General features: G+C 65.1%; 17 protein-coding genes. 12 read left to right on the top strand and 5 right to left on the bottom strand.

Features of this window, described 5'->3' with window-relative positions:
* Window positions 1-184: 184 nt before the first annotated feature.
* From petA to J2X57_RS18370, 5 genes are read left to right on the top strand one after another with little or no spacing between them, the layout of a single operon-like run.
* Window positions 185-784 (top strand): ubiquinol-cytochrome c reductase iron-sulfur subunit, encoded by a 600-nt coding sequence (petA, locus tag J2X57_RS18390; protein ID WP_036115004.1) that lies wholly within the window; start codon window positions 185-187, stop codon window positions 782-784.
* The gene (locus tag J2X57_RS18385; RefSeq protein WP_036115002.1) at window positions 784-2,073 is read left to right on the top strand and encodes a cytochrome bc complex cytochrome b subunit; all 1,290 of its coding nucleotides are present in this window, start codon (window positions 784-786) and stop codon (window positions 2,071-2,073) included. The genes petA and J2X57_RS18385 overlap by 1 nt, the downstream gene beginning before the upstream one ends.
* The gene (locus J2X57_RS18380) at window positions 2,066-2,821 is read left to right on the top strand and encodes a cytochrome c1 (protein WP_309869244.1); all 756 of its coding nucleotides are present in this window, start codon (window positions 2,066-2,068) and stop codon (window positions 2,819-2,821) included. Before J2X57_RS18385 ends, J2X57_RS18380 begins: the two co-directional genes overlap by 8 nt.
* Window positions 2,822-2,838: 17 nt before the next feature.
* The gene (locus tag J2X57_RS18375; RefSeq protein WP_079520839.1) at window positions 2,839-3,483 is read left to right on the top strand and encodes a glutathione S-transferase N-terminal domain-containing protein; all 645 of its coding nucleotides are present in this window, start codon (window positions 2,839-2,841) and stop codon (window positions 3,481-3,483) included.
* Window positions 3,484-3,540: 57 nt separating this feature from the next.
* Window positions 3,541-3,969, top strand: a complete 429-nt coding sequence (locus tag J2X57_RS18370; RefSeq protein WP_309869241.1) for a ClpXP protease specificity-enhancing factor — start codon at window positions 3,541-3,543, stop codon at window positions 3,967-3,969.
* 86 nt (window positions 3,970-4,055) lie between these two features.
* Here J2X57_RS18370 and J2X57_RS18365 read toward each other — a convergent pair whose 3' ends face one another.
* The 4 genes from J2X57_RS18365 to J2X57_RS18350 all read right to left on the bottom strand — a co-directional run bounded on the left by J2X57_RS18365 (window position 4,056) and on the right by J2X57_RS18350 (window position 8,139).
* Entirely contained in the window at window positions 4,056-4,451 is a 396-nt protein-coding gene (locus J2X57_RS18365) for a DUF3301 domain-containing protein (RefSeq protein ID WP_079520841.1), read from the bottom strand.
* A gap of 88 nt (window positions 4,452-4,539) precedes the next feature.
* Window positions 4,540-5,421, bottom strand: coding sequence for a carboxylating nicotinate-nucleotide diphosphorylase (gene nadC, locus J2X57_RS18360; protein WP_309869238.1), 882 nt, complete (start codon window positions 5,419-5,421; stop codon window positions 4,540-4,542).
* Window positions 5,422-5,510: 89 nt separating this feature from the next.
* The gene (locus tag J2X57_RS18355; protein WP_036114986.1) at window positions 5,511-7,772 is read right to left on the bottom strand and encodes a DUF1631 domain-containing protein; all 2,262 of its coding nucleotides are present in this window, start codon (window positions 7,770-7,772) and stop codon (window positions 5,511-5,513) included.
* A gap of 76 nt (window positions 7,773-7,848) precedes the next feature.
* Complete coding sequence (locus J2X57_RS18350; protein WP_036114983.1) at window positions 7,849-8,139, bottom strand: Trm112 family protein; 291 nt, start codon at window positions 8,137-8,139, stop codon at window positions 7,849-7,851.
* Between the two features lie 71 nt (window positions 8,140-8,210).
* Between J2X57_RS18350 and purE the strand changes: the two genes are divergently transcribed.
* Both purE and J2X57_RS18340 read left to right on the top strand, forming a co-directional pair.
* A complete protein-coding gene (gene purE / locus J2X57_RS18345; RefSeq protein WP_036114980.1) occupies window positions 8,211-8,726 on the top strand; it encodes a 5-(carboxyamino)imidazole ribonucleotide mutase in 516 nt (171 codons plus the stop codon).
* Window positions 8,723-9,877: a 5-(carboxyamino)imidazole ribonucleotide synthase gene (locus J2X57_RS18340; RefSeq protein WP_309869233.1), complete on the top strand. Its 1,155-nt coding sequence runs from the start codon at window positions 8,723-8,725 to the stop codon at window positions 9,875-9,877. The genes purE and J2X57_RS18340 overlap by 4 nt, the downstream gene beginning before the upstream one ends.
* A gap of 117 nt (window positions 9,878-9,994) precedes the next feature.
* Here J2X57_RS18340 and J2X57_RS18335 read toward each other — a convergent pair whose 3' ends face one another.
* Complete coding sequence (locus J2X57_RS18335) at window positions 9,995-10,573, bottom strand: Fe-Mn family superoxide dismutase (RefSeq protein WP_308847827.1); 579 nt, start codon at window positions 10,571-10,573, stop codon at window positions 9,995-9,997.
* A 107-nt stretch (window positions 10,574-10,680) separates the two neighbouring features.
* Here J2X57_RS18335 and grxD point away from each other — a divergent pair, with 107 nt between their 5' ends.
* From grxD to J2X57_RS18310, 5 genes are all read left to right on the top strand, one after another.
* Complete coding sequence (gene grxD, locus J2X57_RS18330; protein ID WP_036114973.1) at window positions 10,681-11,004, top strand: Grx4 family monothiol glutaredoxin; 324 nt, start codon at window positions 10,681-10,683, stop codon at window positions 11,002-11,004.
* A complete protein-coding gene (locus tag J2X57_RS18325; RefSeq protein WP_036114971.1) occupies window positions 11,001-11,774 on the top strand; it encodes an SDR family NAD(P)-dependent oxidoreductase in 774 nt (257 codons plus the stop codon). Before grxD ends, J2X57_RS18325 begins: the two co-directional genes overlap by 4 nt.
* Window positions 11,775-11,807: 33 nt before the next feature.
* The gene (locus J2X57_RS18320) at window positions 11,808-12,404 is read left to right on the top strand and encodes a YhgN family NAAT transporter (protein ID WP_036118129.1); all 597 of its coding nucleotides are present in this window, start codon (window positions 11,808-11,810) and stop codon (window positions 12,402-12,404) included.
* 210 nt (window positions 12,405-12,614) lie between these two features.
* The gene (locus J2X57_RS18315; protein WP_309869230.1) at window positions 12,615-14,321 is read left to right on the top strand and encodes a lysophospholipid acyltransferase family protein; all 1,707 of its coding nucleotides are present in this window, start codon (window positions 12,615-12,617) and stop codon (window positions 14,319-14,321) included.
* Window positions 14,322-14,900: 579 nt separating this feature from the next.
* Window positions 14,901-17,363 carry a TonB-dependent receptor gene (locus J2X57_RS18310; RefSeq protein ID WP_309869228.1) on the top strand — a complete coding sequence of 821 codons (2,463 nt, stop codon included), beginning with the start codon at window positions 14,901-14,903 and terminating at the stop codon, window positions 17,361-17,363.
* Window positions 17,364-17,680 lie beyond the last annotated feature (317 nt).

Genomic DNA, 17,680 nt, shown 5'->3' with positions numbered 1-17,680 from the left:
CGAATTTTCCGCATCCTGGCGGGCACTTGGCAGCCCCATCCGTCATGGGGGACGGGGGAAGGTTCAGTTTATTGTACGTGGCTGGTGCTGCCGTTACACTGACTCGATTTAGCGGAAGCCGATTTCCGATACGAGCCGGCGATAGGGGTCCGCATTCTCAATGGCATAAGTTCCGGAGAGCCTGATGGCGAACGAATTCGTCGATCACGGCCGCCGTCGCTTCCTCACCACAACGACCGCGGTCGTTGGCGGAGTCGGGGTAGTCGCGGCGATCGTGCCCTTCATTAAGTCGTGGGAACCAAGCGCAAGGGCAAAGGCAGCAGGAGCGCCTGTTACGGTCGACATCAGTGCCATCGAGGCGGGCCAGAAGGTCACCTTCGCCTGGCGCAGCCTTCCGGTCTTCGTCGTCAATCGCAGCAAGGACCAGCTGGCCCAGCTGAAGGGCCTCGAGCCCCGTCTGCTGGACCCGCAGTCGTCCGATTCGGCCCAACAGCCGAAGTACGCGACCAACGAGAACCGTTCCATCAAGCCCGAGTGGCTGGTCGTCATCGGCCTGTGCACCCACCTGGGCTGCGTGCCGGACTTCGTGCCCGACATCAAGCCCGAGCCGTTCGACGCGAACTGGAAGGGCGGCTTCTACTGCCCCTGCCATAAGTCACGCTATGACTTGTCGGGCCGCGTCTTCGCCGGCGTCCCCGCCCCGAAGAACCTCCCGGTGCCCCCTTATCACTTCGTGGATGACTCGCACATCCAGATCGGTGTCGACCCGGAGGGCAAAAGCTGATGGCCAGCCTTTTCGATTGGGTCAACGAACGCGCGCCGAACCTGGCGCCGACGTTCCGCAAGCACATGACCGAGTACTACGCGCCGAAGAACTTCAATCTCTGGTACTACTTCGGTTCGCTCGCCATGCTGGTCCTGGTCAACCAGATCGTGACCGGCATCTTCCTCACCATGAACTACAAGACGAGTGCGCTCGAAGCGTTCAACTCGGTCGAGTACATCATGCGTGACGTGGAGTGGGGCTGGCTCATCCGCTACATGCACTCCACCGGTGCGTCGCTGTTCTTCGTGGTGGTGTTCCTGCATATGTTCCGCGGGATCATGTACGGCTCGTTCAAGCGACCGCGCGAGCTGGTGTGGATCCTGGGCATGCTGATCTTCCTCGTGCTGATGGCCGAGGCCTTCATGGGCTACGTGCTGCCGTGGGGCAACATGTCGTTCTGGGGCGCGAAGGTCATCATCTCGCTGTTCGGCACCATTCCTTATATCGGCTCGTCGCTGGTGGAATGGATCATGGGCGATTTCCTGCCCGCCGACGCCACGTTGAATCGCTTCTTCGCGCTGCACGTCATCGCGCTGCCGCTGGTGCTCCTGCTGCTGGTGGTGCTGCACCTCGCCGCGCTGCACGAGGTGGGTTCGAACAACCCGGACGGCGTCGACGTCAAGCATGGCCCGAAGGGCAATCGCTGGGACGCCGACAAGCCGAAGGATGCCGTGCCGTTCCATCCGTATTACACGGTGAAAGACCTCTTCGGCGTCGGCTTCTTCCTCACCATCGCGGCGTTCATCATCTTCTTCGCGCCGACCTTCGGTGGCTGGTTCCTGGAGCATGACAACTTCACGCCAGCCAACAACCTGGTGACGCCGAGCCACATCAAACCGTCGTGGTACTTCACGCCGTTCTACGCGATCCTCCGCATGATTCCGTCGTTCTTCGGCACGGCGATCTGGGGCGTCATCGGCATGTTCGGCTCGATCCTGCTGCTGGCGCTGCTGCCGTGGATCGATAAGGGAGCGGTGCGCTCCGTGCGCTACCGCGGCCTCGGTTTCCGCATCGCCCTGGGCGTGCTCGTGGTGTCCTTCCTGTCGCTGGGCGCGGTGGGTGCGGGCGTCACGGCGGAGCTGATTCCCGCCTGGTTCCCGCATGCCGACGTCACCACGTGGGAGAACGCCTTCGGTCGCCTGATGGCGCTGGGTTACTTCGGCTTCTTCCTCTTCGTATGGGTCTACACGCGCTTCGGTTTCGAGAAGACCAAGCCGGTTCCGGAACGGGTGACGATGCATGATTAAGCGCTATGTTTTCTCAGTCGCTCTTGCTCTGGGTCTGTTTGTCGCCACGCTGCCCGTCCTTGCCGCCGAAGGTGGCGAGGACCTGCCGTCCGTCGGCACCAACGTCAACGACAGGGCCGCGCTACAGCGCGGTGCCAGGCTCTTCTTCAACTACTGCGTGGGCTGCCACTCGCTGAAGTACGTGCGCTATTCTCGCCTGGCGACCGACCTCGGCCTGTCCGAAGACGAGGTGATGTCCAACCTCAACTTCACCGGTGCGAAGTTCGGCGAACCGGTGCTCTCGCACATGCCTGCCGACGGCGCCAAGGCCTGGTTCGGCAAGGAGCCGCCGGATCTCTCGCTCGAGGCGCGCGCCAAGGGCGTGGACTTCATCTTCAACTACCTCAACGCGTTCTACCTCGATCCAAGCCGCCCGGTGGGCTGGAACAACACGGTGTTCCCGAATGCCTCCATGCCCAATCCCCTGTGGGAATTGCAGGGCCTGCAGGTCGCGGTGCACGGTGAGGCGAAGCCCGGACAGGAAGCCACGGTCGAGAAGCTCGAGCTGCAACGTCCGGGTCGCATGACGCCGGACGAATTCAGGGGCGCCACGCGCGATCTCGCTACCTTCCTCGAGTACACGGCCGAGCCTGCCGCACTTGAGCGCCAGTCGGTCGGTGTCTGGGTGATCCTCTTCCTGGCTGGCCTCACGTTTCTCCTGTACCTGGTGAAGCACGAGTACTGGAAAGACGTTCACGAAGAACATTAAGTTAGGGAGGTCGATGCATGGTCCAGAATGCTCGTTCGCGTGCGGCGCTGACTCTGTACACCAGCGCCGACGACATCCATTGTCACCGGACGCGCCTGGTCCTGGCCGCGAAGGGGGTGGCCTATGACCGGATCATCCTCAAGGCGGACGAGCCCACGCCCGACCTGCTCGATCTCAACCCCTATGGCACGCTGCCGACCCTCGTCGACCGGGACCTGACCCTTTACGACACGCTGGTCGTGGTCGAATACCTCGACGAACGCTATCCGCATCCGCCGCTGATGCCGATCGACCCCTTGTCCCGGGCGCGTCTGCGCCTGGCCACGTGGCGGATCGAGAACGACTGGCTGCCCGAGATCGAGACGATCGGGGAGGGCGGCAAGGCGGCGGAGGGCGCGCGCAAGCGATTGCGCGAGCATCTGTTGCTGTCGGAACCGCTGTTCCGTGCCTCGCGGTTCTTCCTCAATCCGGAAATGAGCCTGATCGACTGCCTCGTCGCCCCCGTGGTCTGGCGTCTGCCGCACCTGGGTGTGGACCTGGGCAAGGAAGGCAAGGCCATCGTGGACTACGGCGAGCGTCTATTCCACAGCCAGGGATTCGCCCGCAGTCTCACCCCGGAAGAGCGCGACATGCGCCCGGACTTCAATTTCCTGCCCGGTTAGCGTCTTTCGCCGCGTATCCCTTAAACTGTCGTCATGGATACCAATGAAACCGCAGGCATGACCTCCAATCGGCCTTACCTGCTGCGTGCCATCTACGACTGGATCAGCGACAACGGTCTGACCCCGTACGTCCTCGTCGACGCCGGGCAGCCGGGCGTCAAAGTGCCCGCCCACGTCGTGAAGAACGGCCAGGTGGTGCTGAACCTCGCCATGCGCGCGGTGGCCAATCTGGATCTGGGCAACGACCGGATCGGCTTCCAGGCCCGTTTCTCAGGCGTCAGCCAGCAGATCGTCATCCCCGTGCAGGCCGTATTGGCGCTTTACGCGCAGGAGAACGGCCAGGGCATGATGTTCCCGGTCGACGAGAACGACACCGCGCCGGCCACGGCGATCGACGCGGTCGACGACACCGACGCCCCACCGCCCACCGGTGGCGACGATGACCGGCCCAAGCGCGGCGCGCCGCACCTTCGGGTCGTCAAATAAAAGAAACCCGCCGGGAGGCGGGTTTTTTGTGCCGGGCGACAGGCCAGCTCCGGTAGGAGCCAGCCCTGCTGGCGATTCCGTATCCCTCAGTGCAACCGCCGCCGATCCGCCAGCGAAATCACGTTCGCCCCATGCACGATCGAATCGGTAGCCACCACGGTCTCCAGCTCGGGCGAATCGGTTCCCGGCAGCGAATAGCTGGCGATCTCGCTCCCCGCCATCCAGAGACGCGCCATCTGCCGCGACTGGCCGTCGATGCTTACTTCAAAGCCGTAGCAGCGCTCGAGGCGGCGGACGCCATCGACCCCCTGGAGCCGCACGCCGCGCAGCCCGACCGACTGATCGAGCAGCTGCAGGCCGTAGCGTTTGCATAGCCCCGTCGCGGCGCGTACGGCGACTTCCCTGGCTCGCGTCAGTCGGTACCAGCTCGCGATACCGCCTGCGAGGACGAGAAGCCAGAAAAGGTCGCTGAAAGATGCCATGGCGTCAGTGTGTGGCCGATTCCGCGTGTCTACAAGTCCCTGGGCGGGAAGCTTGCCGCAGGAGCGCACGACAGGGCGCTCCGCCAACTCAGTCCCCCGGATGCTTCACATCCAGCCGCAGCGACAGATCGATCGCCCGCACATGCTTGGTCAACGCGCCGCTGGAGATGAAATCCACGCCGGTCCGCGCGATCGCGTGAATCGTGTCCAGCTCCACGTTACCCGACACCTCGAGTGGAATCCGTCCGGCGGTATACGCCACAGCCTCGGTCAGCATTGCCGGGGTGAAGTTGTCGAGCAGCGCACGATCGGCTCCTGCCGCGATCACCTCCGCCAACTCGTCCATGGTCTCCACCTCGACGATCAGCGGCAGCGTGGGGTGAATGAGGCGCGCCGCGTTGACCGCCGGCCGGATGCCGCCCGCCGCGATGATGTGGTTTTCCTTGAGCATCATCGCGTCGAACAGGCCGATGCGGTGATTGGTACCGCCGCCACAGCGAACGGCGTACTTCTGCGCGCGACGCAGGCCCGGCAGCGTCTTGCGGGTGTCGAGGATACGAGTTGGCGTGCCGGCCAGCGCGTCGACATAGCGCGAGGTCACCGTCGCCGTCGACGAGAGCAGCTGCAGGAAGTTGAGCGCCGTCCGCTCGGCGGTGACCAGGGCACGTGCCTGCCCGGCGAGACGGCAGATGGGCGAGCCGGCGGTCACGCGATCGCCGTCGTGGGCCAGCCACTCGATGCGCACATCCGGGTCGAGCTTGCGGAACGCGGCGTCGAACCAGGCGGTGCCGCAGATCACGGCATTCTCGCGACAGGTCAGGACGGCCGTGGCGGTGGCCTTGGGATCGAGCAGGTCGGCCGTGGCGTCGCCGGGGCCGATGTCTTCGGCGAAGGCGCGATCGATATCGGCAAGGATCTCGGCCGCCGGCGGCAGTGCGTCGGTCAGCGATGGCGAAGCGGTGGAGGTCATCGGAAGGATGCGTCCGTGGAAGAGGGCGCTACCTTATCAAGACTGACCCGCGCGCGGTGTAACCCGCGCGGGTCGGATCAGGCCCTGGCTTAGGCCTCGGGCGTACGCAGCCGCTCGACGATCGCGTCCATCGCACGGTCGAACAGCATCGACGAATCCAGTACGCGCGCGTGGCCGTTGGCGAAGGCCTGCGCGAGACCGCCCAGGCTGTGATCGGCGACCTTCAGACCGCGACGGTTGACGAAGAGATAGCGGCCGCTGATCGGGCTGACCCACGAAAGCTTCGCGCGATCGGTGCTGCCGTCTTCGGCGGTGAACTCGAGCCACTGGCCGACTTTCAGTTCACGGGCCTGAGCGAGATTGCGCTCGTCGAAGGCTTCGTCAGGGAGCGATTCGTCCTCGGGCTCCGGTTCGACCGTTGGTTCTTCGATCGCCTGGATGGCCTCGGGCAAGGGCATCACGCTGGTGACGAGCGTGCCCGATTCCGTCTCCGGCACGGACTCGCCGAGCTGCTGGCGATAGAACGCGTGCAGCTGGGCGAGCAGTTGCTCGGTGTCGGCCTCCTGAAAGGCGACGGCGGCGAGACCGCGACGCAGCGAGCGTTCGATCGACGGCAGAATGGCCCGAAGGTCGCGTCGGCCGTTGAGGTCGTAGACCGGACGCGCGCTGGCGATGAAATCGTCGATGAAGCGCAGCGAGTCGCGGAATTCCTGGGCTTCTTCGCCCTGACGCAGGAGGGTGAGCACGATGTAGTTGGCCCACGCCCGCGTCAGCACGCCGTAGATCAGGGGCGGCAGCGCGGCACCGTCGACGCGGCCGACGATTTCCTGGGCGGCGCGGCGGCGCGCGTGCTCGAGCTTCTCGCGACCGCGGGTGGATTCGGCGACACGCTGCTCGGCGAGTTCCGCGCGCTTGCGGCTGATGTCGAGGAAGTCCTGTAGCTCGGCCGCGAGACGGTTGAAGACGGCGACGTCGTCGTCGAAGTCGTGCAGCAGCCGCTCGACGATGGATTTGATCTTGTCGAACAGGCGGCCGTCGCGATCGGCTTCGGCGGACCAGCCCTTGGCCGCATCGGCCAGGGCGTCGAGCAACTGACGCGCCGGGTGCGACTTGTGCGCGAACATCCGGCGGTCGAGCAGCGCGACCTTGAGGTAGGGGATCTGCAGACGCGCGAGCATGACCTGCATCTCGGCCGGCAGGTTGTGATCTTCGAGGATGAACTCGAAAAGCATGCCGACGAGGTCGATGGTGTCTTCGTCCACGCCCGACACGTGTGCGGTCTGCTGACCGCGCAGCTGGCCGATCTGCGCGAGCAGCTGTTCCTTCAGCTGGGCGACGTCACGCGTGACGTCGGCCTGGCTCGCCATCGGCACGGCGGTCCCGGGCATGCCGGCGATCTGGCTCTGCAGCAGGGTCAGCGCACCGAGCAGCTCGGCTGCGCTGGGCAGGGGACCGGTAGGCATCGAAGCGCCTCCGGCGAAGCCCTCGGTGCCCGCCGTGGTACCGCGACGCGCCGAGAACATGGCGTGCAGCGACTGCATGAACTCCGCCGCGGCGGCATCCGTCACCGGTGCGGCCGCCTGCGGAGCGGCCACCACCGACGAGGCCGGGCCCGTCGGGGCGGGCGCATCGCTGCGACGGGTGACGATCTCGTGGCGCAGCTGCGGCAGGACGCCCGCGGCGGCGAGCTCGTTATTGATGTCGTCGTAGAGCTCGTCGATGCCGGCGAGCACGTACCGATCGAACAGCTTATAGATGATCAGCTTGACCCGGACCTCGACCATCAGCTCGCGCATGGCCTGGCGGAACGCGGCGGCCAGCGAGGCGGGGCCTACCGGGTTGGACGCGTCGTCCATCCGGGCGCCGCCGCAGATCACCGACAGGCGCTGATTGACGGCAAAGAGGGCGCGCGCAAGGCGCTGCTCGTTCTTGCCGATCATGCTGGTGATCGCGAGGGATTCCTCGAGTTCGTTTTCGCCGACGAGGCTGAGCTCGATATTGGCGAGGGGGCGGGCGTGGGCGTCGGCATCGGGTGCGCGCGTGCGCCCGGCGGAAAAATCGGCCAGATCCCGCGCGACCTGACCCAGGAAGGTGCGCTCGACGATGGCGCGCTTCTTGCGCACTTCACGCATGCCGTCGAAGAACTGGGTCTGCGCGGCGTTGTTCTCGGCCTTTTCGGCCAGATCGAACAGAGCGTCGTCGATGTTCTCGAACATGTTGGTGGCCAGCGCGTGCAGCCGCTTGGTCGCCAGGCCACGCACCGTGACCAGAAGCGCGCCCACACTCTCGCTGCGCGGATCCAGGCGCTGGCTGAGATCGATCACATTGGACGGCTCGCTCGCGTTACTCATCGCGCATCTCTGGATTCAACGGCCCCCGCCTGAGGGGCCATTGTGCGGGAACGAATGCTTTAAATTGTGACGGACGTCACGGATTCTGCGCGAGACCGGATTCCGGAGTAAAGCCCGTCAACTGGAGGGTGCCGATACCCGCTTCGGGGAGCATGACGGGGATGCCGTCCTCGACCCGGTAGACGAGCTGGCCGTCGGTGGTGATCAGGCCTTCGGTCAGCGGCTCGGCCACTTTTTCCCCGGCGACGGTGTCGACCGAGCCGGCGCGGATGGCGCCGTTGAGGTTGTCGCGCTCGGCGGCCGTCAGCGGACGCAGGGGGCGCTTGCTGACCGGGCAGCAGAGGATATCGAGGAGACGCTTGTCCATGAGAGCGGCCGCGGAGGCCAACCTGTAGATCGGGAATGCACTTACAATAGCGACTTTTGGGTGCCCGGGCCATGATTTCCAACGAAGGTAACGAAGCGAGCGCGCCGCGCGTGGGCGTGGTGATGGGCTCGCGATCGGACTGGGAAACGATGGAGCATGCCTCCGCCACGCTGTCCCGTCTGGGCATCGTCCACGAGGTCCAGGTGGTCTCCGCCCACCGCACCCCCGACCTGCTTTTCAGCTACGCCGAAGCGGCCCGTGGCCGTGGCATCCAGGTGATCATCGCCGGTGCCGGTGGCGCCGCCCATCTGCCGGGCATGATCGCCGCCAAGACCGCGCTGCCGGTGTTCGGGGTGCCGGTACAGTCCAAGGCGCTGAACGGTATGGATTCCCTGCTTTCGATCGCGCAGATGCCGGCCGGTATCCCGGTCGGTACCCTGGCGATCGGCCGTGCCGGCGCGACCAATGCCGCCCTGCTGGCCGCCTCGGTCCTGGCGCTGCACGACCCGTCCGTCGCCACGGCACTCGACACGTTCCGCAGCGATCAGACCCGCACCGTCCTCGATAACCCGGATCCGCGCTCGTGAGCCGCAAGCTTCCCACGGTGGGCATCCTCGGCGGCGGGCAGCTGGCGCGCATGCTGACCCTTGCCGCGGCACCCCTCGGCATCCGCACGCTGGTGGTCGACGGTACGTCCGACGCCTGCGCCGGCCAGGTGGCCGAACTGATCGTCGCCGACTGGTCCGACGACGCCGCGCTGGCTGATTTCGCCCGGCGGGTCGACGTCGTCACCTTCGATTTCGAGAACGTTCCCGCCGCCGCCGCCGAGCGTCTGGCCGGGCTGGTCGACGTCTTCCCCAATCCGCGTGCGCTCGCCGTGGCGCAGGATCGTCTCAGCGAGAAGACGCTGTTCCGTGAGACCGGCCTGGACACGCCCGAGTTCGAAACGGTCGACACCCGAGAGGACCTGGTCCGCGCGGTGGCCCGTATCGGCGCCCCGGCCATTCTCAAGACCCGTCGGCTCGGTTACGACGGCAAGGGCCAGTTCCGTCTGAAGACGGCCGACGACATCGACGCGGCCTGGGCCGCCCTGGGTGAAGCGGCGGGTAAGCACGGGCTGATTCTGGAAGCCTTCGTTCCGTTCGATCGCGAGCTGTCGGTGGTGGCGGTGCGTGGCCGCGATGGCTCGTTCCGCGCCTGGCCGCTGACGCGCAACTGGCATGTCGACGGCGTGCTCTCGCTGAGCCTCGCTCCCGCGCCGGGTACGTCCGACGAGCTGGAGCAGGCGGCCACGGCGCATGCCCGCGCCATCGCCGAGAAGCTCGATTACGTGGGAGTCTTCGCGCTGGAGCTGTTCGTCCGCGGCGGCGACCTGCTTGGCAACGAGATGGCGCCCCGCGTGCACAACTCCGGCCACTGGACGATCGAAGGCGCGCACACGAGCCAGTTCGAAAACCACATCCGTGCGGTGCTCGGCCTCCCGCTGGGTGACACCGGTGTACGCGGCGCGAGTGCGATGCTGAACTGGATCGGCGACATGCCGGATCCGGCGCCGGTGCTTTCCGTGGCCGATGGCCATTGGCATGACTACGGTAAAGAGGCTCGCCCGGGCCGCAAGGTGGGCCATGCGACGCTGTGCGCTTCGGATGCCGGCAGCTTGCGGGCGAAGCTGGCCGAGGTCGGTGTCGGCCTTGGACGGGAGAGCCAGGTGGCCCCGGCGGTCGAGCTGCTCGGCTAACCGGTTGCGCAATGGCGCAAGCCGAGCCCCAAAAGCCGAACCATCGGAGCGCCGTACCCGGTAAACAAAAAGGCCAGGTCTGAACGACCTGGCCTTTTCATCGCAGCAAGATAAACCTCAGGCGAGGTTCTTGGCCGCGAAGTCCCAGTTCACCAGATTCCAGAACGCTTCCAGGTACTTCGGACGCGCGTTTCGATAATCGATGTAATAGGCGTGCTCCCACACGTCCGCCGTGAACAGCGGCTTGTCGCTGCCGGTGATCGGGGTGGCGGCGTTGGACGTGTTGACGATGGCCAGCGAGCCATCCGGACGCTGCACCAGCCAGGTCCAGCCCGAGCCGAAGTTGCCGGCGGCCTGCTTGGCGAACTCTTCCTTGAACTTGTCGACGCCACCGAAGGCCTTGGTCAGCGCGTCGGCGAGCTTGGCCGGCGGCTCGGCGCCGCCGGGGGCGCGCATCGAGTTCCAGTAGAAGGTGTGGTTCCACACCTGGGCGGCGTTGTTGAAGATGCCGCCCGAGGACGACTTGACGATCTCTTCCAGGCTCTTGCCTTCGAACTCGGTGCCCTTGGTCAGGTTGTTGAGGTTCGTGACATAGGTCTGGTGGTGCTTGCCGTAATGGAACTCCAGCGTTTCAGCGGAGATGTGCGGCTCCAGGGCATTCTTTTCATAAGGGAGCGGGGGAAGTTCGAACGCCATAGCGGGACTCCTTAGCGGTGGCTGGGGGGAAAGGGCGTGGCGAGGGGCGCGGGGCCCACACTGCTACACTACGCAACTAATCGCATTCTAATGATGAAACCCGACCTATGGACGTCGTAGACGAGATCAAGGCCATCGTGGCGGCCCATCCGATCGTGCTTTTCATGAAAGGCACGCCGGAATTCCCTACCTGCGGCTTCTCCGATCGCGCCGTAAAAGCGCTCGACGCCGCGGGCGCGGTCTTCTTTCCGGTCAACGTCCTGGCCGATCCGCGCATCCGTGCGGGGCTGCCGCATTACTCGAACTGGCCGACCTTCCCGCAGCTGTTCCTGCTGGGCGAATTCATCGGCGGCTGCGACATCGTGGAAGACCTGCATTCGGCCGGTGAACTCAAGCGCATGGCGGCCGACGTCGCCGGAGCCGATTCGTGAGTCCGTTGCCGTCAACGCGTCTTCCTGACGACTGGTCTCCCGCGCCGGGCCTGCTCGCGGGTCGTGTGCTGGTGATCACCGGTGCCACGGGCGGCCTTGGCGGCGAGACGGCGAAGGCGGCGATCCGCGCTGGCGCCTCCGTCGTGATCACGGGCCGCAAGGTGCGTGCGCTCGAGAAGCTTTATGACGAGCTGGTCGCGCTCGGCGGTACCGAGCCGGTGATCCATCCGCTGGATCTCGAAAGCGCCACGCCGGCTGACTACGCGTCGCTGGCCGACGGCGTCGAGAAGGAATTCGGTCGCCTGGACGGCATCGTGCATGCCGCCGCGCACTTCAACGAACTGACGCCGATCGCCATGCACAAGCCGGACGACTGGCTGCGCGCGATGCAGGTCAATGTCTCGGCGCCGTTCGCGCTGACCCAGGCCTGCATGCCCCTGCTGGGCAAGGCCGGGGACAGTGCGGTGGTCTTCGTGCTCGACGACCCGGACCTGCTTTCCCGCGCCCATTGGGGCGGCTACGGCGTGTCCAAGGCGGCGGTCGAGCGTATGGCGTCGGTGCTCCATGCGGAGAATGCGCGCGGCGCACTGCGCGTGCATGCGGTGCTGCCGCCGCCGATGCGCACGGCCCTGCGCCGCGCCGCGTACTTCGGCGAAAACACCCTCGACAAGCCCATGCCGACCGCGTCGGCGGAGGCCATCGTCTACCTTCTTTCCGGTGCCGGGGCGGAAACCCGCGGCACCGTACTCGATCTTCGCCCGACCCACTGACCGCGTTATAGGAGTTACCCCATGGAAGCGCAGATGACGACGTTGTCCGCGGGCATCCTGCTTTTCCTGATCATGGACCCCCTGGGCAACATCCCGTTGTTCCTGGCCCTGCTCAAGGATGTGCCCCCCCAGCGCCGCCGCAAGGTGATGGTGCGCGAACTGCTCATTGCCCTCGGCGTGCTGATCGGCTTCCTGTTGGGCGGTCAGTACATCCTCAAAGTGCTGCAGCTGCGCCAGGAGTCGGTGAGCATCGGTGGCGGTATCGTGCTGTTCCTGATCGGCATCCGCATGGTCTTCCCGCCCGTGGAAGGTGGCGTATTCGGCAAGCCGGGCGAAGGTGAGCCCTTCATCGTGCCGATGGCGATCCCCGGTGTCGCGGGTCCGTCGGCCATGGCGGCGCTGTTGTTGCTGACCAATTCCCAGCCGGGCCGTACAGCGGAGTGGGGCATCGCCCTGTTCCTGGCCTGGCTCGCCACCTCGGTGATCCTGCTCAGCTCCACCTTCCTGTTCAAGTGGCTGGGCGAGAGCGTCCTGACCGCGCTGGAGCGGCTGATGGGCATGCTGCTGATCGCCTTGTCGGTGCAGATGTTCCTGACCGGGCTGTCCGCCTACCTGCACATTGCCGTGTGACCTTCCGCCGATTGTCGCAGGAACGTACGCGGCGGTAGGGTTGCTGTCATAATTGCCCGCGAGCATGCACGGGACGGGCGCGGTCCGTCCGGGGCATGCGTCGATGGCCCTGACGAGGGCAGCTGAGGACGTTCGAAGGCTTATGAGAAACCACGACTGCGCACCGGCCCCGTTCGGTTTCATCCGTTCGACGTCAAGGGAGCCTAAGTCATGCTGAGCATCGATCAGACCCTCCAGGAACGTCTGCCCTGGCTGGCCCAGCACCCGCTTATCCGCAAGCCGCTCGTCGGCATGCTGGAAAAGCTGGCGCACGAGACCCGCTTCAACAAGACGCTGGATCACGCCGGCGCCGCCCTGGGCTTCGACTTCTGCGAACGCACCCTCGACTACCTCGGGGTCAGCTGTCGCATCACCGAGCGAGAGCGCGAGAACATTCCCGTCGAAGGCCCGCTGATCGTCGTCGCCAACCACCCGCTGGGCATGGTCGACGCGATCGCGCTGCTGCAGATGATCGGCTCGGTGCGCCGAGACGTTCGTATTCTCGGCAACGACGTCCTGGCTGCCGTACCGCAGCTGGGCCCGCTGCTGCTGCCGGTCGACGTGTTCGGCAAGGGCTCGGCGTCACGCATGCGCAACGTCTTCCGCGCCATCCAGGCGGGTGAGGTGCTGGTCATGTTCCCGGCCGGCGAAGTGTCGCGTGTCGGTCCGTCCGGCGTCCGTGATGGCAAGTGGTCCGACGGCTTCGCGCGCATCGCGATGAAGTCCGGCGTGCCTGTCCTGCCGGTGCACATCGCCGCGCGCAACTCCGTCGCTTTCTATGGCCTGTCGATGCTGGCCAAGCCGCTGAGCACCGCCATGCTTCCGCGCGAAGCCACGTCGGGCCACCAGCGCGTGACCTTCCGCATCGGCAAGCTGGTCGATGCCGATGAACTCAAGCAGGTCAGTGGTGGGTCGGCCGAGCAGGCCGCCAAACTCATGCGCCGCCACGTTTACCGTGTCGGCCGCGGCCGCGATCTGGTCTTCGGCGGGCAGACCCCGCTGGCGCATCCCGAACCCGTCGAGCGCGTCGCGGCGGAGCTGGACAAGGCCGAACTGCTGGCCGAGCTGGCGGATGGCAAACGCATCCTGCTGCTGCAAGGTTCGCCCGACAGTTACGCGCTGCGCGAGATCGGGCGCCTGCGTGAGCTCACCTTCCGTCGCGTGGGCGAGGGCACCGGCAAGCGCCGTGACCTCGATGCCTACGATCCGTACTACGAGCACCTGGTGTTGTGGGACGCCAGGGCGTTGCGCATCGTCGGTGCGTATCGCTTCGGTCACGGCGGTCGCCTGATCGCCGAGCGCGGCATGACCTCGCTCTATACGTCGAGCCTGTTCGATTACTCCCCGGCGCTGGAGTCGCGTCTGGCGCAGGGCCTCGAGCTTGGCCGCAGCTTCATCGCTCCCGCTTACTGGCGCTCACGTGCGCTGGATCAGCTGTGGCAGGGCATCGGCCTGTACCTGCAGCGCCATGCCGACGTGCGTTACCTGTTCGGTCCGGTGAGCATGTCGGTCAGCATGCCGCGCGAGGCGCGTGAGTGGATCGCTGCCGCCCACCAGCATTTCTTCGGTGTGCAGGGGCTCGCGGCGGCCCGCCAGCCGTTCGTGATTCCGCAGTCCACTATCGAGTCGGTGCGCGCGGAGCTCGAGGGACTGGATCCGGCGAGCGGCCTGGGCCGCCTCAAGCATCGCCTCGATGCCCTGGGTGTCACCTTGCCGGTGCTCTACCGTCAGTACGTCGATCTGGTGGAGCCGACGGGCGTGCAGTTCCTCGCCTTCGGTGAGGACCCGGACTTCGCCGGTTGCGTGGATGGACTCGTGATGCTGGATCTGGCGTCGCTGAAGCCGGCGAAGCGGTCGAGGTATCTGGGGAAGGGCTGACTGGGTCCTCTTGCGACCGTCGCCTGGAGAACCGCTTGGGAGACTGGGCGGTTTTTTTGTGGCTGCTTCTTTGCTTCGTTGGCTGTCGCCAGCAGGGCTGGCTCCTACAAGGTGGCGCGGGGTAATAGTTAGCCGGGGTTACGGGGTGATGGCCGCGCTGATTTGCCGCGTTGGAAAAATGCCTATTCCCGATCTGTAAAAAAAGGTCAGATAATCGCTAAACTGTCATTATGTGAGGCTAAGGTGAGGCTTAGCGCTCCGGTCGTGGCGCTTGGTGCGCAACGGCTCTGAAGGCTCCCCAATCCGGTCGTTTCCTTTCGTCCCGCTCATTGAAGTGGGCAATTCGCTGTGGCCGGTCAAAACGTTTTTTCTTGCGGCGATCGTAATAAATATCGAAGAGAAATAATCGAACTTATTTACGATCAGGGTATTAACTGCATAAACGCGGAAATTAAATAACGGCCTCGTAAGAGGCTCGTCAGGGAAAGCTTTTGGCTTGACTGCCGCGACGCGCACGAGGGGTGTGCGGCGCGAACTCACGATTTCACCCTCAAAACCACGTTCTTTCAGGAAACTGCGATGACCCGTAACTCACTCTCGGCCGCGATCGCCTTGACCCTTCTTGTGGCCACCGGCGCCGCTTCGGCCCAGGACGCCCAGAGCACCCAGGCCAGCAGCACGCAGAGCCAGCGCGCCACGGCGACCAGCACGTCCAACACCTCCAATGACAACGCTACGCGTCGCGCATCACAGGCGATGGAAGCCGTGCAGGTGAAGGCCGACTCGCTGTCGCTCGGCGGTGGTCTGATGTCGATCCAGGACGCGCCGAAGGCCGTGTCCACGGTTTCCCGCGATGCCATCATTCAGGCGGCGCCCGGCGTCAACTTCACCCAGGCCATCGACTCGATCCCGGGCGTCGTGTCGTCCACCGATGACTACACCGGTCTGAACGACGGTAACGCCTCGGTCCGCGGCTTCGGCCTCGACGAAGTGGGCGTCACCGTCAACGGTGCGCCGATCAACGACAGCGGCAACTACAAGATCTACGCCTCGGAGTACGGCGACGCCGAGAACATGGGCGACGTGACCGTGCAGCAGGGTTTTCCGGATAACAGCACCCCTATCTCGGGCGCGGCCGGTGGCTCGATCGCGTGGGTGACGGTCGATCCGTCGCACACGGCGGGTCTGGACGTCGCACAGTCGGGCGGCAGCAACAGCTACCACCGCACCTTCATTCGTCTGAACACCGGTGACATCGGTCCGGTGCGTTCTTGGTTGTCGTACTCGGACAACGAGACCAACCTGTGGCGCGGCCGCGGTAAGTCGAAGGTGACCAAGGTCGACGAGAAGTCGGTCTGGCGCATCGACGACAAGAACTCGGTGACCTTCTCGGTGCAGTACAACCGCGAAGTGAAGACCAACTACGAGTCGCTGACCAAGGCACAGGCCGCTGCTGACTATAAGCAGAGCTACCTCGGCACCTACACGCCGGGCAGCACCAGCAGCAACTACTACGCGCTTCACCAGAACCCGTTCCGTAACTACCTGGCCAGCCTGGACGGTGAGTTCACCCTGTCCGACAACCTGCGCCTGTCCGTGGTCCCGTACTTCCAGTACGGCCTGGGCGGCGGCGGTTCCGGCTCCACGTTCACCGAGAACCCGCTCGCCACCGGTAACTACTACAAGTCGGTGCCGTACGACCTCAACGGCGACGGCAAGATCAGCGGCACGCAGCTGGTCAACTCGTACAGCTACTCGACGACCTACCGTCCGGGCATCATCGCCAAGTTCAATCAGGATCTCTCGGACAGCAACAGCCTGGAATACGGCGTGTGGGCCGAGCGTCCGCGTCAGAGCCAGGGTCAGGTCTTCATCCCGGTCGACTACGCCACCGGCGTGCCGATCGATACGTGGGCCGAGAAGGGCTCGCGCATCAAGTACCCGGACGGAAGCACGCAGAAGGCGTACAGCCAGTACACGACGACCACCAACGCCAAGGCGTTCGTGACCGACAACTGGAACCCGACCGACAAGCTGACCCTGACCGGCAGCGTGGCGTACATCTGGTCCAAGCGTGATGGCGAAGTGGCGGAATTCCCCGGCTCGGCCGGTGCGATCAATGCCGCCGGCAAGGTCACCGTCACCCCGACCAACGTCGGTTACGGTTCGTCACCGGTGGACACGTTCCACAAGTGGACGCCGACAGCGGGCGCCAAGTACCAGCTCAACGACGAGAACCAGCTGTATTTCGGCATCGGCAAGACTTTCCGTGCGCCGATCAACGGCGCGGTACTGAGCAACTCGCTGTACGGCTATGGCACGGCCAACGCCGGCGCGTTGCCGAACAAGCCGGAGTCGTCGACCAGCGCCGACCTCGGCTGGCGCTACTACGGCGAGCGCGCGTCGCTCAGCGTCGACGCGTTCGCGGCCAACTTCAACAACAAGCAGGTGTCGGGCTACGACGAGGTCACCGGCCTCAGCGTTTACACGCAGCTGGGCAAGGTGCACAACCGCGGCATGAGCCTCGAGGGTAGCTTCAAGTTCGACGAAAACTGGTCGGTGTACGCCAACTACACCTACCTGCAGTCGCGCATGGAAGACAACCTCGACTCGCTGGGCGACGGCATCTATTACACCAAGGGCAAGACCCTGCTGAATGCTCCGCGCAACGCGGCCTACGTCGCGCTGAACTACAAGAATGGCCCGTTCTGGGCTGCGCTGAACGCGAAGTACCAGGGCGCGATCTGGGGTGACTGGTCGAACACCGAGAAAGTCGGCGGTTACACCACGCTCAACCTCAACGCGGGCTGGGATTTCCCGGATTTCTCGACCACGTTCCGCAAGCCCTTCATCAAGATCAACGTGTACAACCTGACCAACCGTCAGGCGCTCACGTATGCCAGCAACGCCGGCGCCTTCCTCGCCAGCAACCCCAACAAGATCAAGGACGCGAACGGCACCACGCTGTTCACCTCGGCTCCGTACTACTCGGTGCTGCAGGACCGCACGTTCATGGTCACGGTCGGCGCTTCGTTCTTCTGACGAAAGCCGGGGGAGGGCGATACCGCCCTCCCTTCTCAGCGACACGACGATCGCCCCTCGAAAGAGGGGCGATTTTTTTTGCCCGGCGTTTGCACCGTTCCGGCGTCTCCCCGCTTGCCCGATACGGCTTTAGCCCGACGCCCGAGTCGGCTTTTCCCCGTGCGCCGGATTCGGCTTTTGGTAGGAGCGCGGCCCGCGCGCGGCCCGCGCCCACCAAAACACGGTGGCGCGCCGGGGGCGCGCCAAAAATGTGCGGGTGGTTTGGGGGTTGGGCGAAAAACGCAGCGGTTAGCGGTTTTGTTAGGGTCAAAACACCA

The organism is Luteibacter sp. 1214, from assembly GCF_031455395.1.
Lineage (GTDB): Bacteria > Pseudomonadota > Gammaproteobacteria > Xanthomonadales > Rhodanobacteraceae > Luteibacter > Luteibacter mycovicinus.
Note: the sequence above shows the minus strand (reverse complement) of the source record. Positions and strands in the feature narration are given on the sequence as shown.